This is a genomic window from Prochlorococcus marinus XMU1408 (genome assembly GCF_003208055.1).
Classification (GTDB): domain Bacteria; phylum Cyanobacteriota; class Cyanobacteriia; order PCC-6307; family Cyanobiaceae; genus Prochlorococcus_B; species Prochlorococcus_B marinus_A.
Map to the genome: position 1 here is coordinate 561,504 of NZ_QJUE01000002.1, position 26,469 is coordinate 587,972.

29 protein-coding genes and 1 tRNA gene are annotated in these 26,469 nt (G+C 33.3%); 17 read left to right on the forward strand and 13 right to left on the reverse strand.

Features of this window, described 5'->3' with window-relative positions; translation table 11 throughout:
* Entirely contained in the window at positions 1–774 is a 774-nt protein-coding gene (locus DNJ73_RS04470) for a sulfite exporter TauE/SafE family protein (RefSeq protein WP_158466502.1), read from the forward strand.
* A 12-nt stretch (positions 775–786) separates the two neighbouring features.
* Here DNJ73_RS04470 and DNJ73_RS04475 read toward each other — a convergent pair whose 3' ends face one another.
* Entirely contained in the window at positions 787–1,974 is a 1,188-nt protein-coding gene (locus DNJ73_RS04475; RefSeq protein ID WP_158466503.1) for a glycosyl transferase, read from the reverse strand.
* 71 nt (positions 1,975–2,045) lie between these two features.
* Between DNJ73_RS04475 and DNJ73_RS04480 the strand changes: the two genes are divergently transcribed.
* From DNJ73_RS04480 to DNJ73_RS04495, 4 genes are all read left to right on the forward strand, one after another.
* On the forward strand, positions 2,046–3,797 hold the full coding sequence (locus DNJ73_RS04480; RefSeq protein WP_158466765.1) for an alpha-amylase family glycosyl hydrolase: 1,752 nt from the start codon (positions 2,046–2,048) through the stop codon (positions 3,795–3,797).
* Positions 3,798–3,801: 4 nt separating this feature from the next.
* Positions 3,802–4,602 (forward strand): mannosyl-3-phosphoglycerate phosphatase-related protein YedP, encoded by an 801-nt coding sequence (gene yedP / locus DNJ73_RS04485; RefSeq protein ID WP_158466504.1) that lies wholly within the window; start codon positions 3,802–3,804, stop codon positions 4,600–4,602.
* A complete protein-coding gene (locus DNJ73_RS04490) occupies positions 4,602–5,612 on the forward strand; it encodes a uridine kinase (RefSeq protein ID WP_158466505.1) in 1,011 nt (336 codons plus the stop codon). The genes yedP and DNJ73_RS04490 overlap by 1 nt, the downstream gene beginning before the upstream one ends.
* Before the next feature lie 131 nt (positions 5,613–5,743).
* The gene (locus tag DNJ73_RS04495; protein ID WP_158466506.1) at positions 5,744–6,121 is read left to right on the forward strand and encodes a GIY-YIG nuclease family protein; all 378 of its coding nucleotides are present in this window, start codon (positions 5,744–5,746) and stop codon (positions 6,119–6,121) included.
* A 266-nt stretch (positions 6,122–6,387) separates the two neighbouring features.
* On the opposite strand, the gene DNJ73_RS04500 is transcribed toward DNJ73_RS04495, so the two are convergent.
* On the reverse strand, positions 6,388–6,669 hold the full coding sequence (locus DNJ73_RS04500) for a hypothetical protein (RefSeq protein WP_158466507.1): 282 nt from the start codon (positions 6,667–6,669) through the stop codon (positions 6,388–6,390).
* An 86-nt stretch (positions 6,670–6,755) separates the two neighbouring features.
* Here DNJ73_RS04500 and DNJ73_RS04505 point away from each other — a divergent pair, with 86 nt between their 5' ends.
* Both DNJ73_RS04505 and DNJ73_RS09800 read left to right on the forward strand, forming a co-directional pair.
* Positions 6,756–7,592, forward strand: a complete 837-nt coding sequence (locus DNJ73_RS04505; protein ID WP_158466766.1) for an undecaprenyl-diphosphate phosphatase — start codon at positions 6,756–6,758, stop codon at positions 7,590–7,592.
* Positions 7,593–7,658: 66 nt separating this feature from the next.
* Positions 7,659–7,817, forward strand: coding sequence for a hypothetical protein (locus DNJ73_RS09800; RefSeq protein ID WP_187152557.1), 159 nt, complete (start codon positions 7,659–7,661; stop codon positions 7,815–7,817).
* Between the two features lie 18 nt (positions 7,818–7,835).
* Here DNJ73_RS09800 and DNJ73_RS04510 read toward each other — a convergent pair.
* The 6 genes from DNJ73_RS04510 to DNJ73_RS04530 form a co-directional block, all read right to left on the reverse strand.
* Positions 7,836–7,909, reverse strand: a tRNA-Pro gene (locus DNJ73_RS04510).
* A gap of 34 nt (positions 7,910–7,943) precedes the next feature.
* On the reverse strand, positions 7,944–8,276 hold the full coding sequence (locus DNJ73_RS04515; protein ID WP_158466508.1) for a hypothetical protein: 333 nt from the start codon (positions 8,274–8,276) through the stop codon (positions 7,944–7,946).
* Positions 8,277–8,313: 37 nt separating this feature from the next.
* A complete protein-coding gene (locus DNJ73_RS09805; RefSeq protein WP_187152558.1) occupies positions 8,314–8,478 on the reverse strand; it encodes a hypothetical protein in 165 nt (54 codons plus the stop codon).
* Between the two features lie 2 nt (positions 8,479–8,480).
* On the reverse strand, positions 8,481–9,227 hold the full coding sequence (gene msrA / locus DNJ73_RS04520) for a peptide-methionine (S)-S-oxide reductase MsrA (protein WP_158466509.1): 747 nt from the start codon (positions 9,225–9,227) through the stop codon (positions 8,481–8,483).
* A 4-nt stretch (positions 9,228–9,231) separates the two neighbouring features.
* Entirely contained in the window at positions 9,232–9,477 is a 246-nt protein-coding gene (locus DNJ73_RS04525) for a hypothetical protein (RefSeq protein WP_158466510.1), read from the reverse strand.
* A gap of 96 nt (positions 9,478–9,573) precedes the next feature.
* Positions 9,574–11,319 (reverse strand): ABC transporter ATP-binding protein, encoded by a 1,746-nt coding sequence (locus DNJ73_RS04530; protein WP_158466511.1) that lies wholly within the window; start codon positions 11,317–11,319, stop codon positions 9,574–9,576.
* Positions 11,320–11,392: 73 nt separating this feature from the next.
* Here DNJ73_RS04530 and DNJ73_RS04535 point away from each other — a divergent pair, with 73 nt between their 5' ends.
* The 9 genes from DNJ73_RS04535 (at position 11,393) to DNJ73_RS04575 (ending at position 21,572) form a co-directional block, all read left to right on the forward strand.
* A complete protein-coding gene (locus tag DNJ73_RS04535) occupies positions 11,393–11,704 on the forward strand; it encodes a DUF3288 family protein (RefSeq protein ID WP_158466512.1) in 312 nt (103 codons plus the stop codon).
* 112 nt (positions 11,705–11,816) lie between these two features.
* Positions 11,817–12,854: an anthranilate phosphoribosyltransferase gene (gene trpD / locus DNJ73_RS04540; protein ID WP_158466513.1), complete on the forward strand. Its 1,038-nt coding sequence runs from the start codon at positions 11,817–11,819 to the stop codon at positions 12,852–12,854.
* A gap of 29 nt (positions 12,855–12,883) precedes the next feature.
* Complete coding sequence (carA, locus tag DNJ73_RS04545; protein ID WP_158466514.1) at positions 12,884–14,038, forward strand: glutamine-hydrolyzing carbamoyl-phosphate synthase small subunit; 1,155 nt, start codon at positions 12,884–12,886, stop codon at positions 14,036–14,038.
* Positions 14,039–14,107: 69 nt separating this feature from the next.
* Positions 14,108–14,455: an STAS domain-containing protein gene (locus DNJ73_RS04550; RefSeq protein ID WP_158466515.1), complete on the forward strand. Its 348-nt coding sequence runs from the start codon at positions 14,108–14,110 to the stop codon at positions 14,453–14,455.
* A complete protein-coding gene (locus DNJ73_RS04555) occupies positions 14,452–14,856 on the forward strand; it encodes a Mini-ribonuclease 3 (RefSeq protein WP_158466516.1) in 405 nt (134 codons plus the stop codon). The genes DNJ73_RS04550 and DNJ73_RS04555 overlap by 4 nt, the downstream gene beginning before the upstream one ends.
* A gap of 9 nt (positions 14,857–14,865) precedes the next feature.
* Entirely contained in the window at positions 14,866–16,038 is a 1,173-nt protein-coding gene (rlmB, locus tag DNJ73_RS04560; protein ID WP_158466517.1) for a 23S rRNA (guanosine(2251)-2'-O)-methyltransferase RlmB, read from the forward strand.
* 225 nt (positions 16,039–16,263) lie between these two features.
* The gene (locus DNJ73_RS04565) at positions 16,264–16,494 is read left to right on the forward strand and encodes a DUF1816 domain-containing protein (RefSeq protein WP_158466518.1); all 231 of its coding nucleotides are present in this window, start codon (positions 16,264–16,266) and stop codon (positions 16,492–16,494) included.
* A gap of 30 nt (positions 16,495–16,524) precedes the next feature.
* Complete coding sequence (gatA, locus tag DNJ73_RS04570) at positions 16,525–17,985, forward strand: Asp-tRNA(Asn)/Glu-tRNA(Gln) amidotransferase subunit GatA (RefSeq protein WP_158466519.1); 1,461 nt, start codon at positions 16,525–16,527, stop codon at positions 17,983–17,985.
* 68 nt (positions 17,986–18,053) lie between these two features.
* A complete protein-coding gene (locus tag DNJ73_RS04575) occupies positions 18,054–21,572 on the forward strand; it encodes a DNA polymerase III subunit alpha (protein ID WP_158466520.1) in 3,519 nt (1,172 codons plus the stop codon).
* Between the two features lie 9 nt (positions 21,573–21,581).
* On the opposite strand, the gene DNJ73_RS04580 is transcribed toward DNJ73_RS04575, so the two are convergent.
* The 5 genes from DNJ73_RS04580 to DNJ73_RS04600 are packed head-to-tail and all read right to left on the reverse strand — an operon-like array spanning position 21,582 to position 24,384.
* Positions 21,582–22,022 carry a PAM68 family protein gene (locus DNJ73_RS04580; RefSeq protein ID WP_158466521.1) on the reverse strand — a complete coding sequence of 147 codons (441 nt, stop codon included), beginning with the start codon at positions 22,020–22,022 and terminating at the stop codon, positions 21,582–21,584.
* 27 nt (positions 22,023–22,049) lie between these two features.
* The gene (gene rpsO / locus DNJ73_RS04585) at positions 22,050–22,319 is read right to left on the reverse strand and encodes a 30S ribosomal protein S15 (protein ID WP_158466522.1); all 270 of its coding nucleotides are present in this window, start codon (positions 22,317–22,319) and stop codon (positions 22,050–22,052) included.
* Positions 22,320–22,372: 53 nt separating this feature from the next.
* Positions 22,373–23,047 (reverse strand): Holliday junction branch migration protein RuvA, encoded by a 675-nt coding sequence (gene ruvA / locus DNJ73_RS04590; RefSeq protein WP_158466523.1) that lies wholly within the window; start codon positions 23,045–23,047, stop codon positions 22,373–22,375.
* A gap of 43 nt (positions 23,048–23,090) precedes the next feature.
* Positions 23,091–23,474 (reverse strand): glycine zipper 2TM domain-containing protein, encoded by a 384-nt coding sequence (locus tag DNJ73_RS04595; protein WP_158466524.1) that lies wholly within the window; start codon positions 23,472–23,474, stop codon positions 23,091–23,093.
* 7 nt (positions 23,475–23,481) lie between these two features.
* Positions 23,482–24,384, reverse strand: coding sequence for a DMT family transporter (locus DNJ73_RS04600; protein WP_158466525.1), 903 nt, complete (start codon positions 24,382–24,384; stop codon positions 23,482–23,484).
* A 48-nt stretch (positions 24,385–24,432) separates the two neighbouring features.
* Here DNJ73_RS04600 and dnaG point away from each other — a divergent pair, with 48 nt between their 5' ends.
* Positions 24,433–26,460 carry a DNA primase gene (dnaG, locus tag DNJ73_RS04605; protein ID WP_158466526.1) on the forward strand — a complete coding sequence of 676 codons (2,028 nt, stop codon included), beginning with the start codon at positions 24,433–24,435 and terminating at the stop codon, positions 26,458–26,460.
* Positions 26,461–26,469: the final 9 nt, after the last annotated feature.

The window sequence follows — 26,469 nt, forward strand, 5'->3', positions numbered from 1 at the left end:
ATGTTTAATAATGATATTTTTTCTCAAATTTTTTTTGGGATTGTATCTTTTGTTTCAAACTTTATTTCTGCATTGTCCGGTGGAGGTGCAGGCCTAATTCAACTCCCAGCACTTTTACTTTTTGGCTTGCCTTTCTCTAAAGCTTTGGCTACTCATAAAGTTGCTAGTGTCGCTTTGGGCGTAGGAGCTTCAATACCACATCTTAAGCAAGGTAATTTACAACGAAAATATGCCCTATTGATTTTGATATCTGGAATACCAGGAGTTTTGAGTGGGGCATATATAGCTTCAATTATACCTAGTAATCTTTCAACTTCATTATTAGGTTTTTTGACTTTATTTATTAGTTTTTACTCAGTAAATAATAAAAAACTTGGTAATTCTAACTCAAGCACATCAAATTATAAGTTAAGAATAATAATTGGTTCTTTGGGACTTTTTGTGATTGGTTTTTTAAATGGATATCTTTCTTCTGGTACTGGATTATTTGTTACGATTTGGATGATAACTATATTTAATCTATCTTTTACTGTCGCTGTAGCCTATACCTTGATTTTTGTAGGAATTTTTTGGAATGGCGTAGGCGCTCTCTCTTTGGGATTGAGAGGCAATATTATTTGGAATTATATTCCTATTCTGATTTTAGGTTCTCTTGTTGGAGGCTACTTTGGAGCTTATTTCTCAATAGTTAAAGGATCTAAATTTGTTAAATTATTTTTTGAAATAATCACTTTTTCTGTTGGAATTTCGTTACTTATAAAAGCTTTTTTATGATTATTTAAATGTTTATAAGCCTCCAGCTTTTTCTAAATCATCTTGTAATTTACTCTCACAATCTAAAACCCTTGCCCAACATGGTAATTGTTGTTTTACAGGTGATTCGAGGAATTTATTAATTGCAGGTCTTAAAAGTTTTCCAAATGTATGTACAGCTAGTTCTTCTTTATGTCTACTATATGGCAGTTGATTAACTGAGGAATCTAAACTGAATTGCTTTACTCTGTCTTCTCCCGCTCTTCTATATAAAACTTCTAAATTTGCTAATTGAGAACTAGTAAGTGTCTTTGCTTCATGTTCCATTAACCCTCTCAAAACACTTGAAAGAATTTCTGTAGACATTTTTTGTAATCCCTCAGTAGCTTTAGAACCTATTTCTTTATGTTTGTGGTCAAAAATCCCTAAATCCACCTGAGCGATTCTTGATATTCTTACATTTTTATATACTTCTGATAGTAACCCTATTTCTAAGCCCCAATCACATGGGATTCTTAAATTCATTGCTAAGTCAGTAGTAAAAGCAAACTCTCCTGCTAATGGATATCTAAAAGACTGTAAATATTGGAGGAAGGGCACATTTCCTATCAATTGTTCCAAGCTAGAAAGTAATGGTCCTACAAATAGCCTTGTTGCTCTGCCTTGAAGTGCATTTGTCTCAAGTGATAAACGGCTATAAAAGGCTTTTACATATGAAATCCCATTTGATTTTTCGAGCAAAGGACCCAGCATCCTTGATGGATAATTTGAGTTGAATGTTCTTATATCAGCATCAAACAATGCTACAACTTCAGAGTTTTTAGTAGCTACACCGACACCTTGCCAGACAGCCCATCCTTTTCCAGGAACACCTAATAGGTCTAGTCCGTTTTTTTCTTGATCTTTTAGTAATTCAATTACTTTTGGACTATTAGTCCATTGGACGTGGACTGGGAAGGGCATTTCTTTAAAGAAATGCCTAGCCTTCAATACATCATCATGATTACTGGCTGAGAGGGCTATTACTAATTGATTTAAATTTTTTAATTCTTTTAAAGTATTTTTAATAATCTTTAAAGCTGGCCTATTGAATTCATCGAATAAGCAAGGAATAAGTATTGAAGTGGGTCGCTTTAGGAGGTCTTTATTTAATTGAGATACTGGATCTTTTGCTAATCCGTACTCATGAATAGTTGTGATTAAACCTTGCTGAAAGTCCATTCAAAAATAAAGTGCTACAGATTCAAGGTGAGAGCTACGATGATGTAGAGAAGATTGTTTTCCTTTTAAGAGTGTCTGAGTTGGATAGTAAATTAAAAGAGCTGAGACTGTCTCTCAGAGAAATTTATCCTGATCACTCTGAACAAGAAATCAATTCAGTGTGGTCTCAATTGTTGCAGATTCTCGATCCATATTATGTTAATCATGACAGTAATGATGTAGAAAACAAAACGATTTGGGATTCTTCTAGTGTTGTTTTGATTACTTATCCTGATTCAATTTATAGGAAAGGGGAATCAACTTTAAAAACATTAGCTGAATTCGTTAGGGACCGATTGAATGGACTTTCCTCCGTGATACATGTTTTACCATTCTTACCTTCTACAAGTGATGGGGGGTTCGCTGTATCTGATCACGAAAATATAGATGAAACTTTTGGTGATTGGAATGATTTAAAGAATCTGTCAAGTAATAAGAAAATAATGGCAGATCTTGTTTTAAATCATGTCTCATCTTCTCACCCTTGGGTTCATCAATTTATCAAATCAAATGAACCTGGTTCGGAATATATTGTTTCCCCGTCTCAAACAGATATTTGGGAAGAAGTTATTAGACCTAGAAATTCATCACTCTTCACTAATATTAAAACTAATAAAGGTTTTCAAAAGGTATGGACAACATTTGGCCCTGATCAAATTGATGTTGATTGGAGAAATCCCCATATCTTTTTAGAATTTTTGAAATTATTGGTTAGATATATTAATAATGGAGCTGAATGGATAAGACTTGATGCAATTGCTTTTATTTGGAAGGAACCGTATACAACTTGTTTACATTTAGACCCTGTCCATTTAATCGTTAAATTGTTAAATAAATGCTTAAAGATTATTAAACCATCGGCTGTATTAATAACAGAAACAAATGTTCCTGAGGAGGAAAATCTTTCTTATTTAATTGACGGAAATGAGGCTAATCTAGCCTACAATTTCACCCTGCCTCCTCTGTTATTGGAAGCAATTTATACTGGTAAAACTGATTTATTAAATAATTGGTTATCTAATTGGAATGAGTTGCCAACTTCTACATCTTTACTCAATTTCACTTCTTCACATGATGGTATTGGTCTAAGAGCTTTGGAGGGGATTATGGATGATACGAGAATGCATGACCTCTTGGTCGAATCAGAGAAACGGGGGGGATTAGTTAGTCATAGACGTTTGTCAAGTGGACAAGATCAACCATATGAATTAAACATTAGTTGGTGGAGTGCAATGTCAAATAGCGGATCAGATTTTACCTTCTTACAATTTGAACGTTTCTTGCTCAGTCAGGTTTTAACATTATCTTTAAAAGGAGTACCAGCTTTTTATCTTCCATCAATATTAGCTTCGCCTAATGATTTGGATACTTTTAGGAAGACTGGACAAAGAAGAGATTTAAATCGAGAGAAATTTGAAGCTAACAAATTACTTGAGCGACTTAAGAACTTTGATTCTCCGGCAAGTAAAAATATTTCATACCTCAGCCACATTATTAAAGTCCGATCAAGGCTATGTGCATTCCATCCTGAGGCGTATATGAATTGTATCTCAACAAATATTGATAATTGTGTAGTTATTCAACGAGGATTAGATGAAAATAGAGTATATGTAATTTGTAATATGTCTGACAAAAATCTATGTTTTCCAATCTTAAATGAAATAGATTTATTTAAATCAAGTTCTAAAAAGCGTTTAATTGATAACATATCCGGCTCTTATTTAAACTGTAATTCTTTTGACCTTAATCCCTATCAAGTAGTCTGGATCTCATTAACAGATTAGTCTTATGTCAAATAATTCAAAATTATGGATAGTTACAGATCTTGATGGGACATTAATGGATGAGAATTATGATATTTCTCCTGCAAGAAATACTTTAAACTTATTGAGAGAGTTAGCTATACCAGTAATACCATGTACAAGTAAAACAGCTTCTGAAGTAAGATTTTTCCGAAATGAGAATAGATTATTGGATCCTTTCATTGTTGAAAATGGAGCTGCAGTCTACGGTTGTCATGAGAATAATACTTCCGAATGGGAATTGCTATTAGGCAAAAGTTATAAAGAATTGAGAATTATTTTGATGAACATATCAGAAAAAGTTAACTACCATCTAACTCCTTTGAACGACTTAAATAATAATCAGATATTTGAACTTACTGGTTTATCAGATCAAGGAATTAAACGAGCGTTAGATAGGCAATGGAGTGTTCCATTCTTAAATCCTCCGGATGAGATCTTTGAAAAAGTTAAGCTTATTTGTGAGTCTTATGATGTGCATGTTTTTAAAGGAAATCGAATGAGTCATCTTCTTTCTAACGAGAGTCATAAAGGTAAGGCTGTTAATAAGTTAAAGTTATATCTAAATAATAAGGATGTAAAAGTTGTAGCACTTGGGGATTCTCAAAATGATCTTCCGTTACTTGAGTATGCTGATATATCAATTGTTGTACCTGGTATAAATGGACCAAATAAGTATTTACAGAATGGTATTGATAAAGGATCCTTTAGATTAGCCAATGCCCCTCATGCCCAGGGTTGGTCAAATAGTGTTGAAGATATTATTAATAACATTAATGATTTATAATGCTATATAAAAATGATTTACACGAATTCAATAATATTTTCCCTAGAGATATAAGTGATGAATTCCTTTTCTCTTTTGATGAATACTGTCTATTTCTTCAAGCCTTATCTATAAACCCATTAACTTTCCTAAGTACATGGTCTGATATTAACAGACAAGATATTATTTCTAAATATTGGAAGGAAAATACAAAAATAGATTGGAAATGGTCATTATCATTTCCATTGTTTTCTGTTTTGGAAAAATATATTGAGAATTTCACTAATCCAATAATAATAGGTTTTTCTGGTCTACCTGGATCTGGTAAATCGACTCTAGGCTTTTGGATTGATCAGGTCGCTAAAGATTTAAGTTTAGACATCAATGTAATATCTTTAGATGATTACTATTTACCTGGAAAAGAAATGGATATTGCTATGCAAGGCAATCCATGGAATGTTCCTAGGGGCTTTCCGGGAAGCCACTCTATTGATTTATTGAATCAATCATTAGATACTTTTTCCAAAACTGGGTTTTTGAAGTCTCCAGTTTTTGATAAATCTTTGAGAGAAGGTAAAGGTGATAGATCAGGATGGTGTGAACTAAGACCTAAAGTTTTGATTTTGGAAGGATGGTTTGTAGGTTGTGAGCCAATATCAAATCTAAGTGAAATTGATTATATATTGGAAGACAAATTTAATCTATCTCTTAATAATGTAGAAAAGCAGTTTCGTATTTCTATTCAAGAATCTCTAATTAGATATAGTCATATATGGACAAAATTTGATAAGATCTGGCATTTAAAATCTTCAAATTTTAATAATACAATTCTTTGGAAAACTCAGCAGGAACAGGAGATGATTAAATTAAAAGGATCTGGTCTAAAAGATAATAGATTAACTGATTTTATTCGTATGATACAAGCATCTATTCCACAAGAAACCTTATCCTGCATTAAGGCTGATACTAGAATTGAAATTAATCAGGATCGTAGGATTGAAAAACTTTTTAGTAATAAATATCAATTCTAATATCTAGTTACTGATTTACTTTTAATTGATTAGTAAATTTATCAATACCTTTTTTTATGTTTTGTTAAACTTATTTTTTTTTTCCTTTCTTCTACTATCATGATTAAATATATCTATTACATGCCTATAAGATGACTTCCTATGTTTACTTAGTTCAAAATGGTGATTTATTCAATATTGGTGTTTCAAATAATCTTGAGCGCTCTCGAATTAGTTTAAGACCAGGTGAATTGATTGCTTTTTCAATAACAGATAAGCCTGAAGTACTTATTAATAATCTAAGGAAAATATATGTTGATAATAGATTGCCAGGATCTGATTATTATCGATTAGCTAATTCGCAAGTTAAGGAATGTCGAGCATTATTAGAGGGAGATGGATCAAATAACTATTTCCAACCTTTTTTTAGGGGTCCAAGTTTATTTTTATTATTTATTTCTTCTTGGTTCTTAATTACTTATATAATTATTCAATTTGCTGTCAATCCTATTCTCTCCAAGTTTAGCTAATTTTCCTTTTTATTTGAATTGATAGATTAATATTGTTTACAGAATCTAGAGTTCATATACATGTTTTTTTTGTTAGATTATATTTGTAAATATTTCATTCGGATAATAGATTGATCTTATCAAATTTCTTGATTTTTGTGGCTGTACCTTTTGTTTTGTCTGCTGTTTTCTTTGGTACGAAAAATGGTTACTACAATAGTGATGACTATGAGGGTGATGGTTGTGCACATGATGTGCAGAGATAATATTTTGATTATTTGATATTTTTAATTATTGGAATTCTTGATACATGTCCACTTGCTATCAAATTGCCATACTGGTTTGTAGATATCATTCTCAATTTTCCTTCCAGCTTCGATACACATTTTTTCTGTTCCAAAGGGTATAGCAAATAATGATGGACTTGTAATACCACTTACTTGTGGTTTGCCACCTGGACCTTGTCTATAACTACCAATTACGAGCCAGTAATTGCCTTTAGCTAATGCTTGCAAACCTAATAATGAACTAAAAATAAAAACAAGTGAGATGACAACTCTTTTCCCCATGATTTATTTCCATTTTAGTATTCATATATATACTAATTGAAATTCCATGCAAATTAGTAAGAGTGTGTTTTTTTTGTTTTTTTAAGATTCCTGAGTTAAATCATTTTATAGTCGATTGTTTTCAGTCTTTTTTATTAGGAATTATTCAAGGTATTACTGAGTTTCTACCAATTAGCAGTTCTGCTCATTTAAAAGTAGTTCCTTATTTCTTAGGATGGAATGACCCTGGAGTTTCTATTTCTGCTTCTCTTCAACTTGGAAGCGCTTTTGCTATTGTATATTATTTTCGAAAGGATATCGGTTTAATAATTAATTCATTTATTGCTATTTACAATCATCGACAACCTTTTAAGGATGAAAATACCAAACTTGCAACATATATCTTTGTAGCAAGTATTCCTATTATGATTTTAGGTTTACTTATAAAAATATACTGGCCAGGTTTCTCTGATTCCTATTTTAGAGGTTTATTTTCAATAGCAATAATTTCAATAATTATGTCTTTATTATTAGCAATTTCTGAACTTTGTTGTGATAAGAAAAAGTTATTTAATGACATTAAATTATCAGATATTTTCTTATTAGGAATTTCTCAATCTCTAGCAATATTTCCTGGAGTATCAAGGTCTGGTATTACTTTGACATCGGCGTTATTTTCAGGAATCGAAAGGAAAACAGCTGCTAGGATATCTTTTCTTGTTGGTATTCCTGCTATTTCTATTTCTGGTTTTGTTGAGTTGTTTTCTATATATAGAACGTCCACAGCAATAGACATTCTCCCAACAATTATAGGTATAATTTCATCTTTTATTTCATCGATAATTTCAATTGACCTACTACTTAGATTTTTAGCAAGAAATAATACTTTTATTTTTATATATTATCGCTTGGCTTTTGGGACTCTTATATTATCGATTATGTAGATTTAAATTTTAAATTTGTTTGCATTAGTATTATTATTAGTTTATTGTGTTTGATTTTTTAGATTTATGCTTTTTGCAACTGATTTATTTTTAGTCTCTTTTGGTGAAATTGATATTCCTCCATTTGTTTTTGGATTGATTGTCTTTTTAAGTGTATTTGTTTTCTTAGCTGTTCTGATCAGTACAACAAAGTTGATTCAATCTTTAGTGAATGATTCTGATTAAGCATGAAATGAATTTTTATCGGAACGGCGGGATTTGAACCCACGACCCCCACTACCCCAAAGTGGTGCGCTACCAAGCTGCGCTACGTCCCGTTTTTTTAAATTATCACAACTACTTCCAGATCTTTTAGTTATTTAATGATTTCCATTTAATCCTTCTTTTTGTCTTTCTTACTATGCGCCTTATGAGAGAGTTCCTATTATCGCAAGAATAACCATGAATATGAAGTTGTTTAGCCATTTTCCTTAACTGATATATATTCATTTTCGAAAGTTTCAATTCAGTATTGTTTTCCCACTCTTCTCCTTCATCAGGCAATACACTTTTATATTGTGATGCTTCAATTGTATATATCAACTCCGCAAATAATTCAGGTATAATTACAATTATAATTGCAAGAATATTATATATATTTATTCTTGCTTTCTCTATTCTTTTCTGATAGTCAATATTTTTCATTTTGGTTAATTTACATTAAAGTGATTAAAAAATATTTTTAAACTGGAGATACAAATTCAGTATTTAGAGTACTATCCATCCATTGGATTGTTCTTTCTTGATCAATTTTCTTAGATTTAAAAGTAAAGGCTAAAAAGAATACCAATAGCAATGTTGCTAAAATTATTAGTATTACTGTCCTATCTGGTAATTGATCATTCATTATTAATTGGATTTAATAGGTGTATTTTCACCTCTAAGAATACAATGACTAATATCCCAATTGTAATAAGACCAAATCTTTTCATTAAGTTTAAAATTTGCACCTTTAAAATTCTTAAATATTACTTTGGTTGGCATTGCTGAGCAATATGGCCTGCTTCCTGGCTTTGCTAAATATTGTTGGTGGTATTCCTCAGCAAAATAGAACTTTACATCATTTGTAATCTCGGTGGTGATTTCACCAAAGCCATTGTTTTGGAGTTCTTTTTGGTAACTTTTTTTGCTTTCTATTACTTTATTTAATTGATTTTTATTTGTCGTGTAAATTGCTGATCTATACTGAGAACCAATATCATTACCTTGACGATTTCCCTGCGTTGGGTCATGACATTCCCAAAATAATTTTAACAAGTCACTTATATCAATTTCATTATTATTCCAAACAACTCTTACTACTTCTGTATGACCTGATAGACCAGTACATACTTCTCTGTAGGTTGGGTTTTCTTTATCTCCACCTGCATAACCGACTGCTGTTGATATTATTCCTGGCAGTCTCCAAAAACCTTTTTCTGCTCCCCAAAAGCAACCACATCCAAAAAGAATCTCTTGTTCATTAGCTTTTAATTCTGCTGAAAGATCATTTTTAAATATTGTATGGAGCACTTCTTTTTTGATTTTGATACTATTATTGATTAAATATAGCTTATTAAATATCTTTGATAAATATTCTCTTAGATTTTTAATCATGTTATTAATTTATAGTTTCTATTCTTATATGATTTATTAGTGTGGTAACAAATGCAAATAATAAGAATGGAAGGCTTAGTACAAGGATTAAGCCAACACCTAATAGTGCAAAAATAGGCCTTGAAGATCCCATTAAGGCAAGTCCTGCAGCTAAACTTACAAAAATTACTCCCATCCAAGCAAGAATTTGAATGTATATATCACCAAATTCAAGGTCACAAATAAGTCTATAATTTGTAAATGAGCTCATGATTTCTTGATTAATTTATTGAACATAATAGTTTTTCATTATTTTATCTTATTTATAGTGAATTGATTAAAAAACTTTAATAAGTAATAATTAGTTCTAAGATTGAATTTGCTCTTTAGCTTTTTCTCTTTCCCACATGCTTTTATACAAACCATCCTTATTAATTAAGTTTTGATGAGTTCCTTCTTGTATGATTTTTCCATCATTCATTACTAATATACGATCACATGCAGCAGCTGCTGATAGTTGGTGACTAATCATTAATACTGTTTTGTTAAACTGGCTTTTTATTGTTTGCAGTATTGCTGAGGCAGTTTTATTGTCGACACTTGCTAAAGCATCATCTAAGACTATTATTTTTGAATCTACTAATAATGCTCTACTTAAAGCAGTTCTCTGTCTTTGTCCGCCGCTGAGTGTAATACCTCTTTCCCCAACAAGGGTTTTTAACCCATCTGGAAACCCTTTAATGTCATCTGACATTCTGGCTTCATAGGCAGATTCCTCAACTTTTGATATGGAAGCTTCTGGATCTCCGTACCTAATGTTTTCTGTAAGTGTTTCTGTAAACAGGTATCCCTCTTGAGGTACTAATGCTATAAAGCTTCTTAAATCTTCCAGCCTTAAATTAGTTACATCGTAATCATCTAAAAATAAGCACCCCTCATCAATATTAACCATCCTCCCTAAAGCTCTTGCCAAGGTTGTCTTCCCACAACCTACAGGACCTACTAAGGCTACTATTTCGCCAGACTTTATTTTGAATGAAATTCCATCAAGTATCTTTCTTTGTGAATCTTCATATCTTATCGATAAATTTTTTGCCTCTAATTCACCAGATATAGGTTTATTTATATTAATAGCATTATCTTTATCTTTGATAGTTGGCTCATTATTTAATATTTCTTCTATTCTTTCTAAACTTACCTGCCCTAATTGAAAAGTATTAAGTGTAAAACCTAATAAAGCTGTTGGGAAAACGAGTCTTTCAACATAAAGAATTAAAGCAACTAGACCTCCTACAGTAAGACTTCCTTTAGAAAGCTGTCCACTTCCAATAGCAATAAGAAGTAGCAATGATATTGAGGATAATCCTTGAAGTAATGGAAATAATGTACTAGCGGTTCTTGCAAGATTAATTGCAGCATCTCTATATCTTATATTTAATTTCTTGAAAGCATTTTGCTCTGCTTTCTCTTGACCATATATTTTGATTGCACTAATACCTGAGAGATCTTCTTGTATCAATTCACTTAGTTCAGATAATGCTTTTTGTTGTCTCTTTCTTTGTTTAACCATTCTCCCACCAAACAATCCAACTGTGCCAAGCAATGCAGGATAAATGGATATGGCAAAAAAAGTTAGAACGGGGTCTATTGAGAGCATTGCTGGCAATGTGAATGTATAAGCCAATAAAGTATTTGTGAGGCTTAAGATGGTAAAACCGAGCAATCTTCTGATATTTTCTAAATCACTAGTAGCTCTAGTTATTACTTCTCCAGTTCCTATTGTTTGAACCCATGCAGGATCTTGTCCAAGCATGTGATCAAACAGCTTTTGTCTTAGTGAGACTTCTACTTGTCTTCCCACTCCAAAGACTAATTGTCTAGAGATGAGTCTTACTCCACCCATAACAGTTGCTAAAATTATTAACCATGTCGACTTATTCAAGACATCTGAAAATGTAAATCCCTTTTTGAGATCATCGACGATACTTCTTACTTCCATAGGAATAGCAACACTCAGGATATTTACAAAAATCAGACATAGGCCACCAATCAGCAACTCCTTCTTATGTGGTCTTAGATAGTTTTTTATTAGATCTAGTCTTAATGCAGCCATTCTTTTATTAATATGCTCATTAACCTAGGCAATATAAGCCCATGGACGTGAGCAAAAACTAATTAAGTTATTTATGATTGAAGCTCAAAATCATCCACTGTATTCAACAGACCGTGAAAATCTTGACCGATTAAGTGGTATTGATACTCCAGCACCTACTGATTTTGTTGAGCTTGCTAGATTACTAATTCGCTATCAAGACTTCAAAGGAGCTGATGATCTTAATTCTGACATGGATAAATTATTAAAAAAATGGAAAATCAACCGAGAAAAGTTAGAGACAATAACCAGAAAAATATGGTCCGATGGATTTAGACCTACCAGCTCTTCAGGTTCTGATAACGTCGGTTCTGGATTTGACACGTCCGATTCATCTCAAAACTAATGTTATGAAATTATTTTTTTATTTTAATAACTTCTATGACTTGTAATATTTATGTCTAAGTTAATAAAAATATTCATCTTGAAATTCTAAGCAAGCAGCTATTTTCAAATATATGAGCTCATCATTTCCTATAACTTTTCCACTAATTCTTGAATCCCTTCTCTCGTCTAATGATTTAACCAGTGATCAAGTTAACTTCTTAATGAATTCATGGTTAGAAAATAAAATTGAACCAGTTCAAACTGGGGCATTTCTAGCTGCATTTAGAGCTAAAGGGATTTCTGGGGATGAACTTTCTGTAATGGCTAAAATTCTTCAAGATGCGTCGAAAACTCCATTAAATCTTCCGTCTTTTGATTTGGTTGACACATGTGGAACTGGTGGAGATGGAGCTAACACATTCAATATTTCTACCGCGGTCGCTTTTGTTTCTGCTGCTTTAGGGGTGAAAATTGCCAAACATGGAAATCGCAGTGCAAGTGGCAAGGTTGGATCTGCAGATGTTTTAGAAAATCTAGGTTTGCCTTTGAAAGTTTCTTCTGAAAACGTTATTGAGGCTTTAAAAACTTTTGGTATTACTTTTCTTTTTGCACCATCCTGGCATCCTTCTTTAGTTAATCTTGCACCTCTTAGAAAAAGCTTAGGAGTTAGAACTATTTTTAATTTGCTAGGACCACTAGTTAATCCGCTAAGGCCAAAATCTCAAGTATTAGGTGTAGCTAAATCTAACTTGCTTGAGCCTATGTCCATCGCCTTAAAAGGAATGGGTCTAAAAAGAGCAGTGGTTGTTCATGGTGCAGGAGGTTTAGACGAGGCTTCCCTCGCTGGAGAAAATGAATTTCGGTTTTTAGATAATAACTCAATAAGATCTGAAATTATTCATCCTAGTGATATTGGACTTGATGAAATATCTAATGAAAGTTTAAAAGGGGATGATTTGCAAACTAATTCGAATATTTTGATGTCTTTACTCAAAGGAGAAGGAAATAAATACCATAAAGAAGTTGTAGCTTTAAATACTGCATTGGTTTTATGGGCTTCAGGCTTTGAAGATAACTTATCTTTTGGTGTCAAAAGTTCTTTAGATTGTTTGAATACAGATAAATCTTGGCTTCTTTTTGAGGAATTAAGAGATTTTTTAGCTAACTAATATTTTTTACCTTATATACCAATTTTATTATGTTTTTTGATACTGAATGCTCTGCTATATTGTTATTAGAGGATGGAACATATTTTGAAGGAATATCATTTGGTGCAGTTGGTACTATCTCAGGAGAAGTTGTATTTAATACAGGTATGACTGGTTATCAAGAGGTTATAACTGATCCAAGTTATTATGGTCAACTTATTACTTTTACTTATCCAGAGATTGGTAATACTGGGGTTAATCCAGAGGACAATGAATCTTTACATCCATCAGTTAAAGGTTTAATAACCAGACAAATATCAAATGTTTCTAGTAACTGGAGAAATAAAATAGATTTTGATCAATGGTTGAAAAATGAAAATGTTGTTGGTATTCGTGGAATAGATACAAGGGTTTTAGTTAGACATCTTAGAGAGTCTGGTACTTTGAATGGAATTATTTCATCAGATTCGAGCCTCACAATAACTGAACTATTCTCAGATTTAAAAAAATCTCCCAATATGAGTGGATTGAATCTTGTAGACAAAGTAACCACCAAAGATTCTTTCAAAGTCATTTCAAGTTGTCCTGTTGCATTTGATAAAAGAATCAAAAATATAAAAACAAATCCATACAAAATAATAGCCATAGATTTTGGAATAAAAAAATCTATCTTGGATCGACTAGTAGCTCATGGCTGTGAAGTTACAGTTTTGCCTGCAAGTGCATCTATATCTGATGTTTTAGATTTGTCTCCTGAAGGTGTTTTCCTCTCCAATGGCCCTGGAGATCCAGCGGCAGTTGATAGTGGTATTAAACTCGCTAAAGAATTAATAAAATACGAAAAACTACCTGTTTTCGGGATCTGTCTAGGCCATCAAATTCTTGGTTTAGCACTTGGAGGCAAAACATTTAAATTATCTTATGGACATAGAGGCTTAAATCATCCTTGTGGGTTGAATGGAAAGGTTGAGATTACAAGCCAAAATCATGGTTTCGCATTAAATTCAGAATCTTTAAATTCAGAAAGAATAAAAATCACTCGATTCAATTTAAATGATCAAACTGTAGCGGCTATTTCTGTAATAGATAAACCTTTCTTTGGGGTTCAATATCACCCTGAGGCTAGCCCTGGCCCTCATGACGCAGATCACCATTTTAATCATTTCGTAACCTTAATAGAAGAACGACGTAGATTCGTGGATTAATTTGGTTTCTATCACTACACTTCCATCAAGAAGTAATAGGGGATTGATCCCATAGCTGAATTACAACGAATTACTGTTTCTCTTAGAGGTGGTTTTAACCAGCAAAGTGGTTGTTTGGTGATAAATTTCACCGGCCAACTGGATGCTTATTCTGAGAAGCAATTCACTACATTTATCAATGATGTTTTAGACTTAAATCAACTATCAGTAGTTATTGACTTAAGTAATATCGATTTCATTGACTCTTCTGGATTAGGAGCAATGGTACAAGCAGTGAAAAAATGTACTCAGTCTAAAAGAGCATTTAATGTTGTTGGTAACCCTAGAGTTGTTCAAACTATTAAACTAGTACGGCTAGAAGAGTTCCTTCATCTTTCACCAGATTTGAATACTGCAATTAGTAAATTATCAGCTTGACTGATTGGATTCGCTCTTACAAATCAAACATCTCTCCAGATGGTTTAGGTCCATTGCAGTTAGCTTGGTTGGGAGATTCTATATGGGAAATGCATCAAAGGTTGCGTTATTGCGTTAGTCCAATGCGTTCGAAGGATTTTCATAATGCTGTCGTTAACGAAGTTAATGCTTCTAGTCAAGCCAGGGCAATTAGCCAAATAGAACCATTTCTTACTGATGCGGAAAAGGATTTACTTAGAAGAGCTAGAAACAAGGCTGGACGAGGCCCTAAAAATGTAGATGCTGCGACATATGCCATTGCTACCGGTTTTGAGACTATTGTTGGGTGGTTGTTTTTAAAAAATCCAAATCGACTCGCTGATTTATTTGATCTGCTTGATCGACCCAATAACTGGAAATAGTTTAAAAAAATGAGTTATCGTTTCAATAAAGATACAAAGAATTCTAAAGACACTTCTTTTAATAAACGAAGTAGTAATTATTATCGCAAGGATAATGATTCAAGGAAATCTAACTTTAATGATCGCAGAAGAACAAATAATAAAATTAACCGTCTTTCATCTGATCAAACAAATGAATATTCATATGAGAAACAACCTTCTGAAGATTTAAGAAGTAATAACAACTCTAATACCAATTACAGAGGAGCTAATCGATTTGAACGAAAAACTTCAAAGCCCTCTTATCGAAATCTTAATGCTCAGATAAGTAAAAATGATAAGAGAAGAGTGACAAATGACCCTATTGCATATTCTGAAAGCTTCACTAAAACACTAAGTGACGACTTGATTTGGGGGCGTCATTCAACTGAAGCAGCGCTTTTGGGTGGCAGAGCTATTCATAGGATTTGGTGCACGTCTGAATTAAGAAGTTCACCTAAATTCTTTCAACTTCTAAAAGATGCAAAAGCTTCTGGGGTGTTGGTTGAAGAAGTATCTTGGTCCAGGCTTGGTCAAATCACTAATGGAGCCGTTCATCAAGGAATAGTTTTACAAATTGCCGCATCAAAAACACATACTTTGACGAATTTAATTGAAGCTTGTAAACCATTTGGAGATACATCATTGCTTTTGGCTTTAGATGGCTTAACTGATCCTCAGAATCTTGGAGCAATAATTAGATCTGCAGAAGCATTAGGTGCCCAAGGTTTGATTCTTCCGCAAAGGCGAAGTGCAGGCTTAACAGGCTCTGTAGCAAAGGTTGCAGCAGGTGCTTTGGAACATTTGCCTGTTGCAAGAGTAGTTAATCTAAATAGGTCTCTTGAGAAATTGAAAGATGAAGGTTATGCAGTTGTTGGGCTTGCGGAAGAAGGAGCCTCAACCCTTTCTGAGATTAAATTTCAAGGTCCTTTAGTTGTTGTTGTTGGCTCGGAGGATAAAGGAATTTCTCTAATAACTAGAAGATTATGTGATCAACTTGTAAGAATCCCTCTTAAGGGAGTAACAACAAGTCTTAATGCATCTGTTGCCACTTCAATTTTCTTGTACGAAGTTGCTAGATGTAGGTGGATGCGTTCTATCTCTGGTCAGGATCCATCTCCTAGGTTATTGAAACCTCAGATTTCAACTGAAGTTAATAATTAATCTGTTTAAAACCCACTTTAATAGCTACTGTATAGTCTTTATAGTTTAATTATATTTTGATAAACTGAATAATTAAATAGAGTATTAATTACTTTGGGCACTCATTTTTACAAGTAACAATATGCTTCTAAAAAGTTTTGCTTCATCATCAAGTGAACATAATTTTGCTTTTTATTTGATAAATTTATGCTTAAGAAAGTAAAATAATAAAAATGCACTTTACTCATGGGTCCCATTAGGGCTCTTCGAAGCTTAGGTAATAGTTTTGGCTTGGCCTGGTGGGCCAAGGTTGAGACAAATCAACCTGATGTAACTTATTGGTTTGGTCCTTTTTTGACTCGACGCAGTTTAAAAGTCAGGTTAAATGGTTTTGTAGATGACTTATCTGCAGAGTCACCTCAGAAAATAAACCATAGTTTAGTTAGATGTCGTCGTAAAGAGCCTTTGACATCATAAGCTTGATAACAATTTTTTTATAATTTAATAATGACTTTTGCAGACTTACGCCAGAAATTGAAAAGTGGTGAAGTCTCGTCTAAAGAGCTAGTTCAAGAAAAAATTTTAAGAATTAAACAGCTTGATCCAAAACTAAATTCTTTTTTATCTGTCAATAGCGAGCAAGCTTTAAAACAAGCTGAGTTCATCGATAATCAACGATCTGCAGGAGAAATACTCCCACCTTTGTCAGGTATACCATTAGCGATCAAAGATAATCTTTGCACGAAAGGTATTAAAACAACTTGTGCAAGCAAGATTTTGGAGGATTTTGTCCCTCCTTATGAATCCACAGTCACAAAAAGGCTTTTGAAATCAGGTGCAGTAATGATTGGGAAGACAAATATGGATGAATTTGCAATGGGGAGCTCTACTGAAACTTCAGCATTTGGTCCAACCTTAAACCCCTGGGATATTTCCAAAGTGCCTGGAGGAAGCTCTGGTGGTAGTGCTGCTTCTGTTGCTGCAGGATTATGTTTTGGATCTTTAGGTTCTGATACTGGAGGTTCAATTCGTCAACCTGCTTCATTTTGTGGTGTAGTCGGTATGAAACCTACATATGGCAGAGTAAGTAGATGGGGCCTAATAGCTTTTGCTAGTTCTTTGGATCAGGTGGGACCATTTGCAAATAATGTTTCTGATGCAGCTGAAATCTTGCAAGTTATATCAGGCAAGGACGATTTTGATTCAACTACAGTTGATGTACCAGTACCAAATTATTTAGATAGTCTCTCTAAGTCAATCAAGGGGTTGAAAATTGGTTTGATTGATAATTGCTTTCAGCATGATGGCTTGGCAAAAGATGTAAAAGAATCTGTTCTGAGCGCAGCATCTCTCCTAGAAAAACAAGGTGCTGAAATTATCAATCTTTCGTGCCCTCGCTTTAACGATGGCATTGCCACTTATTACGTTATTGCTCCTTCTGAGGCATCAGCTAATTTAGCCAGATATGACGGTGTTAAATATGGATTTCGTTCTGATGATCCAAAATCACTTATAGAAATGACATCGAAAAGTCGAGCAATTGGCTTTGGAAGCGAAGTTAAACGAAGAATCTTAATTGGCACATATGCACTATCTGCTGGTTACGTTGATGCATACTACAAGAAGGCTCAGCAGGTGAGAACTTTGATTCGAAAAGACTTTGATAATGCTTTCAAAAAAGTTGATATCTTGCTGGCTCCTACCTCTCCAACTACTGCTTTCGGATCAGGAGAAAATGTAGATAATCCTATGGCTATGTACTTATCAGATTTATTAACTATTCCAGCTAATTTAGCTGGATTGCCCGCTATCAGTTTGCCTTGTGGTTTTGACAAAACAGGTTTACCAATTGGTTTACAGCTGATTGGCAATGTTTTTGATGAAGCCAAGCTTCTTCAAGTTGCGAGCCAATATGAAATAGCTGCTGATGTCTTTAAAAATAAACCTAAGAGTGATTTCACTTTTTAAATTTAAACACTTTATGTAGTGACCTGAATTCTGGCTACACTATATGCAGCGTTTCTCGCTGGATATTTATGTCTTTTGTCCCTATACACAATCATAGCGATTATAGCCTTCTTGATGGAGCTAGCCAGCTTCCATTAATGGTTGAACGAGCAAAGGAACTGGGAATGCCTGCACTGGCTTTGACTGATCATGGAGTTATGTATGGAGCTATTGAATTATTGAAGCTATGTAAGGCAGCTGATATCAAGCCAATAATTGGCAATGAGATGTATGTTATTAATGGTTCCATAGATGATCCTCAACCTAAGAAAGAGAAAAGATATCATCTTGTTGTTGTTGCAAAGAATCAAATTGGATATGAAAATCTCGTTAAATTAACAACTCTCAGCCATTTAAATGGAGTTAGGGGAAGAGGGATATTTTCACGACCGTGCATAGATAAATCATTATTAAAACAATATAGTGATGGATTGATTTGTTCAACAGCTTGCTTAGGAGGAGAGATCCCGCAAGCAATTTTAAAAGGAAGAAATGATGTTGCTAGAGATATCGCATCTTGGTATAAAGAAATTTTTAAAGATGATTTTTATCTTGAAATTCAAGATCATGGATCAGTTGAGGATAGAATTGTTAACAGTGAAATAGTCAAAATATCTAAAGAACTTGATATTCAGATTATTGCTACAAATGATGCACATTACGTCTCAAAGAATGATATTGAAGCTCACGATGCATTGATATGTGTATTGACAGGGAAGTTAATTAGTGACAAAAAAAGATTGAGATATACAGGTACCGAATATATAAAATCTGAGGAAGAGATGAGATGTTTATTTACTGATCATTTGGATAAAGTTATAATAGATACATCTATAGAAAATACCGTAAAATTAGCAAACAAAGTTGAAGAATATAAAATATTAGGAACATATAAGATGCCAAATTTTCCTATACCAAATGGATTTAATGCTATCGATTATTTAAAAGAAACTAGTATAAATGGACTTTTAGATCGATTAAATATATCTGATTTTAATTTAGTTCCTAATGTCTATAAAGAAAGACTTGATTTTGAATTAAATGTTATCGAGCAAATGGGATTCCCAACTTATTTTCTAGTCGTTTGGGATTATATAAAATTTGCAAGAGAACAAAATATTCCTGTTGGTCCTGGTAGAGGATCTGCAGCAGGTTCTTTAGTGGCTTTTTCACTTCATATAACTAATATTGATCCAGTCGAGAATGGATTATTATTTGAACGTTTTCTTAATCCAGAAAGGAAGTCAATGCCAGATATTGATACTGACTTTTGTATTGAGAGGCGAGGTGAAGTTATAGATTATGTTACTAAAAAGTATGGTGAAGATAAGGTTGCCCAGATAATTACATTTAACAGAATGACATCTAAGGCAGTTTTGAAAGATGTAGCTCGTGTACTTGATATTCCTTATGGAGATGCGGATCGTTTAGCGAAATTAATACCTGTTGTTAGAGGCAAACCTGCAAAATTATCTTCTATGATCTCCAATGAATCTCCAAATAAAGATTTTTTAGAAAAATATAATAATGATCTGAAAGTAAGGAAATGGGTTGATATGGCAATGCGAATAGAAGGAACAAATAAAACTTTTGGTGTCCATGCAGCTGGAGTAGTAATAGCCGCTAAATCTCTTGATAATTTAGTACCTCTACAACGAAACAATGATGGCCAAATTATTACTCAATATTTTATGGAAGATATTGAATCACTTGGTCTTTTAAAAATGGACTTTTTAGGACTAAGAAATCTTACAATGATAGAAAAGACTATTAACTTAGTTCAGGAATCAATAGGTAAAAGATTAGATCCTGATTCTTTGCCTTTCACAGATAAGAAAACATTTGAATTACTTACTAGGGGAGATTTAGAAGGTATTTTTCAACTTGAATCTAGTGGAATGAGACAAATAGTTAAAGATTTAAAGCCTTCATCACTTGAAGATATTTCTTCTATTTTAGCTCTTTACCGACCTGGACCTCTTGATGCAGGATTAATTCCTAAATTTATAAATAGAAAACATGGTAAGGAGAATATTGATTTTCCACATCAGTTACTTAAACCCATTTTAAGTGAGACTTATGGAATCATGGTTTATCAAGAGCAGATCATGAAGATTGCACAGGATTTAGCTGGATACTCTCTTGGTCAAGCCGATTTATTAAGAAGAGCAATGGGAAAGAAGAAAGTTTCTGAAATGCAAAGACATAGAGAACTCTTTGTTGCGGGTGCTGTTGATAATGGAGTGACAGAATTGATTGCAGATCAGTTGTTTGATCAAATGGTTTTATTTGCAGAATATTGCTTCAATAAAAGCCACTCGACTGCTTATGGCGCTGTTACTTATCAGACAGCGTATTTGAAAGCACATTATCCCGTTGCCTATATGGCGGCATTGTTAACAGTTAATGCTGGTTCAACTGACAAAGTTCAGCGTTATATCTCGAACTGTAATTCGATGGGCATAAATGTAATGCCACCAAATATAAATACTTCTGGTGTTGACTTTACTCCCAAGGATAATTCTATTCTTTTTGGATTATCTGCTATTAAAAATTTAGGTGATAGCGCAATTAGAAAAATCATTGCTAGTAGAGAAACAGATGGAGAATACAGATCATTAGCTCAATTCTGTGACCGCATTTCATTATCTTCTGTTAATAGAAGGGCTCTTGAAGCTTTGATTCATTGCGGTGCTTTCGATTGTCTTGATGAGAATGCTAATCGAGCTCAACTTATATCTGACTTGGATTTAGTAATTGAATGGGCTTCTTCAAGGGCGAAAGATAGAACTAGTGGCCAAGGAAATCTTTTTGATCTGTCTACCTCCTCCTCAACTGAAGAATCATCAACTAATGATTATCTATCAGTTCCCAAGTCTAAAAGTGTTAATGAATACCCCCCATCCGAGAAACTTAAATTAGAAAAAGAACATGTTGGCTTTTATTTATCTGATCACCCTTTGAAACAGCTATCTGAGCCTGCAAGATTAATTGCTCCAATTAGTTTGGGATCTTTAGAAGATCAAAAAGATAAGTCTAGAGTTAGTGTCATTGCCATGATTCCTGGGATGAGAGAGGTTACAACTAGAAAGGGTGACAGAATGGCGATCATTCAACTCGAGGATCTAACTGGTTCTTGTGAAGCCGTTGTCTTTCCGAAAAGTTATGAAAGGTTGTCTGATCACTTGATGGTTGAAACGAGGTTATTAATATGGGGGAGCGTTGATAGGAGAGATGAAACTGTTCAATTAATTGTTGATGATTGTCGTGAAATTGATGATTTAAGATTTTTACTGATTGACCTTCTCCCTGATCAAGCAACTGATATAAATGTTCAGCATAAATTAAGAGAATGTCTTTCAAAAATTAGGCCTGATAGAAATGAATTAGGTGTTCGTATCCCAGTTGTGGCTTGCCTTAAGGATAATATTAATACTAGATACGTAAGATTAGGTGATCAATTTTGTGTAAAGGATACAGAGCTTGCTTTGAATATTTTGTCCAAGAATTCCTTCAGTGCAAGATCTAGTAAAAGACTTGTAAATTAAATTTAATTGTTAACTGGTTATTTCATTTTTAGAACTCTTGAATGCATCCTTCATCCTATTGATATTTGGTTTTATGTTTTCAAAACCTAAAAAACTGCCTGGGCTGATATCCCAACTAGCAGAAAGTATTCCGTAGCTTAGTCCCAGTAAACCCACAAGGAAACACATTGCTGAACTGACGAGCGTAACTGTCGGCGAGATTTCTGCGATACCTTTGCTTATAAGAAAATAACTGCCAATAAATACTCCCATACCACTAATTGTTGGTATTCCTGTCGTAAATACAATCCTCCTCGCCATTCTGTTGGCTACATATTTTGGTATTCCAGATTTAGTATTAGAATTTTTTGAGGGAGTTTTAATTTCAATCTTTGGTGTCGAGCTGCTACTCGAAAATCCTATTTTTGCTTCTTGAGATTGTGTTTTTTTGGTTTTTTTTGCTCCTTTCATTAGCTTTTAACTACGTAATACCCGTCATTATCCTCTAATAGATAGTTTTTCTATTATCTCAGTATATCTTTTTTCACTTTTATTTCGCACATAACCCAAAAGTCTTTTGCGCTGACCAATCATTTTAAGTAAGCCTTGTCTTGAGGAAAAATCATGAATGTTTCCTTGAAGATGTTTGCTTAATTTCGAGATCCTTGTTGTCAGCATGGCAACTTGAACCTCTGCTGAACCAGTATCAGTTGGATGTATTTGATGTGAGTTGATTAGCTTTTGTTTCTCTTCTGTGCCAAGTGACATTTTGATTTGAATTCTCTTAATACAATAAGTCTATTTTAATCCCTAGCCTTCTATCAAGTGCTCTTTTGACTTAATCTTATAAGAATCTCTTTAAGATGCTTATCCATCAGCTCTTTTTTAGCTTCTGTGGATAGTGTATTTATTAGCAATGTATTTTCTTTTTCGTTGATTGTTAAATATTTTATTGAATCTTTTATTTCATTATCCATATAGCCCAGTGAATTTAGAATTGATCTAATTTCTTCTATATATGTACCAAAGCTGTTTAAGTTTGAACTTTTTTGATTATCTACATTTATTTTAGTATTATCAGTAAATTCTTGAAGTTTATTTTTGAGTTCCACTACTAATCTTTCTGCTATACGTTTACCAATGCCCTGAGAATTAGTTAATAAACTTAAATCTTGTTCTTCAATAGCATTAACTAATTGATAAACCTCTAAGTCCTGTAATAAAACCATAGCAATTTGAGGGCCAATACCATTAATGCTAATGATTTTTCGAAATAAGTCCCTTTGATTAATCTCCCTAAAACCATATAGGTTTGTACAATCCTCACGATTTATTTGGTGAATCCAAAATTCTTTAAAATCCGAATTCTCAATCTTATCTATTTGCTTTGATAATAGTTGTACTTCATAACCAACACCACCAACATTTAGAACTACTCCCCTTTTGGAGGATATATGCCAGTTTTGTATTATTTGACCTTTTAACCAACTAATCATTATTTATAAATTTATTTGAAATTATTTTGATAGCTAAGTTGATTTAACCACCGTCTATTTCACACCCCACCATTGACCCCCCTATTATGCCGGCTGGAATTGCCCACCAACGATCCTTACCTCTGGATATTGCTGTGGCTAATCCACCACCTAATATTCCTCCAGCAATTGTACCCTCAGAGCAATCATTGTTATCAAATTTATTTTTATTTGTCGTTGAACTAACTCCTGGGCAAGGCACCTCCACTGTCTCTTCCCATTTCTTGATATATCCAGGATTATTTCTTGTCCCTGGTATGTATTCCTCTCTATATTCATTTCTAGTGCAAGTTCTGCTAGAGGAGAACCCCTTTTGATAATCATCAGCAAAAACAGATGTTGATCCAGTAATTAGAACCATTGATAAGATCGCAGAATTTATTTTCATATGTAATTTACGCTTTTGAACTTTTTGATGCACTTATACTAATAATAGTGGATATAAGTACGCAAAGACCACCCAAATAAACTGAAGTTGATATTGTATCTTTAAAAATCAATAGACCCCAGATGCTTGAGAAGATTACTTGAGAATAATTAAGTGAGGTAGCTTGCCCTGCTGGAATAAGTCTTAGGCCCTCAGTTATGCAAACTTGACCAATTTGTGTAAAGAAACCAATACCTAATATCCAAATCCATTCAAATCCAATTGGTAATACAAAATTATTAATTATAAGTGGTAAAGATAATGGAATAGATACCAATGGAAAATAATGAATAATAACTAGAGGGTGCTCTTTAGCAGATAATTTTCTTACGCAAATATAGGCAAGCGATGTCAATAGAGCTCCTATTATTGCTATAGTTAATGCTATAAAAGTATCTATTACATTTCTATTTGAAATAAATTCTGGTTGACTAACTAATATTATTCCTATCCATCCAATGATGATCGAATAAACTATTCTTTTTAATATATCTTCTTTTAAGATAAAGTGTGCACATATAACTGTAAATGTAGGATAAATATATTGTATTACAGTAGCTGTTGCTATAGGTAAAATTGTTAGAGCCTTAAATATACAAAATAGAGCTAATGTTCCAAGTAAACCTCTAATAATTAATAATTTTTTTTGATTTCCCCAAGGATTTATATTATTTTTAAATAACACTAGTCTAGTTATCACCAAACTAATTGATGCTCTCGCGAACACCAATTCTGAAACTGGTATTCTTCCATTAATTGATTTCACACATACGCTCATAAGACTAAATGCAAGACCACTTGCTATTAAAAATTTGATACCTCTAAAATTTCTATCTTTTTCAATTTTTTTTAGAATTTGTTTTTCTCTCAATTTCTAAAACTCTTAACTAAATATTTCTGTATCAATTAAAATTATCATATGGCTTCAGTTCGACTTCATCCCAGGACAATAGAATCTGTAAAAGATCGTGTAGACATAGTTGATGTTGTTGGAGATCACGTTGTTCTAAAGAAAAAAGGAAAAGAATTTGTTGGCATTTGTCCTTTTCATGATGACAGTAAGCCTTCGATGTCAGTGATTCCTGGTAAACAATTTTATTACTGTTTCTCTTGTGGTGCAGGTGGAAATGCAATTAAATTTTTAATGGAGTTTGAACGGAAAAGTTTTAGTGATGTTGTTCTTGAACTCGCCAAAAAATACCAAGTTCCCGTTGATACAGTTGAGGGGCCACAACAGGAAAGACTAAAACAACAGATATCTCGTCGTGATACTTTATACCGTGTTTTAAAACTCGCTACTGGTTGGTTTCGTAATCAATTAAATTCTTCGTGCGGAGAAAATGCTCTTAACTATCTTCAAAATTCACGTAATTTGAGTGATGGAGCTCTAATTAACTTCGAAATCGGGTATGCACCAGATAATTGGGATTCATTACTTAATTATTTTGTTGATATTGAAAAAGTTAGTGTTGAAATACTTGAATCCTCTGGATTGATTGTTCCTAAAAAGGGAGGAAATGGTTTCTATGACAGATTTCGCAATCGTATTATTGTTCCAATACATGATAGACAAAAAAGAGTTATTGGTTTTGGAGGAAGAAGTCTTGATGGATCTGAACCTAAATATTTAAATTCTCCTGAGACTGAAATCTTTGAAAAGGGAAAAAATCTTTTTGGGTTAGATAAAGCTGCTCTTTCTATAAGAAAAAAAGACTATGCAGTTGTGGTTGAAGGTTATTTTGATGTGATAGCACTTCATGATTCCGGTATTACTAATGTTGTAGCCTCCTTAGGGACAGCATTAAGTCGTAATCAAATAACGCTTCTCTCACGATCAACAGATAGTAAAAAGATCCTTTTAAATTTTGATTCAGATAGTGCAGGAATACGAGCAGCCAATCGAGCCATCAATGAGGTTGAAAACCTTGCTATTCAAGGACAGCTCGATTTACGAGTTCTCCAATTACCCTCTGGTAAAGATCCAGATGAATTTCTCAGAGATAATTCTTCTTCGGAATATGAAGCATTAGCTGCTAAATCACCACTTTGGATGGATTGGCAAATAGATCAATCACTGAAAGATTTAGATTTAAGTAAATCTGATCAATTTCAGATTGCTGTTAGTGATTTAGTAAGTCTTCTTGGGAAGCTACCGCAAACTGCTATAAGAACACATTATCTACAGAAAGTTGCACAACGTCTTAGTGGAGGTCAAGGTAGATTCGCTTTACAACTTGAGGAAGATTTACGTAATCAAATTAGAGGTCAAAGATGGCACGGTCGATCTAAGAAATATGAGAAAGATCAGGAAATAAGTCATAGAGAGCGAAGTGAGGCTGATATATTGTTTATATACATTCATTGTCCTAACTCTAGATCTTTCATTCGTAATGAACTCCGATTAAGAGATCTAGATGATTTTGCTATTAATCATCATCGAGTAATATGGTCGACAATAAGTAATATTGAGGAGAAAAGATTTGGTTTTGATAAAGTTGAGAATATTAATCGTGGCAGTGATACAACTAACGTCTTAGCAGAGGTCGATTTAATTAAACATCTGTTAGATACTTTCCTTGTAAGTAATAATGAACATCTATCAAAACTAACTCTTTTACTTGAGGCTGATGAGCTTCGTCAGGCAACTTTAAGTGAGCCTGAGATGCAAATTCGTGGTTCATTAGCTGTCCTTGAAAAACAAAAATCATTAAAACGCTGTCGACATTTAATTGATGCGTGGAGCTCACAGAGATTACAGACACTAGAGAACTGTATTGCATCTCTTATTGTTCAAGAGAACTCAGAGCCTAGTAATTCATCAGATATGGAAGAACGGGTGATTAAAATGTTTGAAGAGTTAAACAATGATGCTATTAATTTTCAGGATCTTTACTATGCTGAAAGAAAGCACATTTTACATCTAGATCAGCAGAGATGTTTTAAATAATATTTTTAC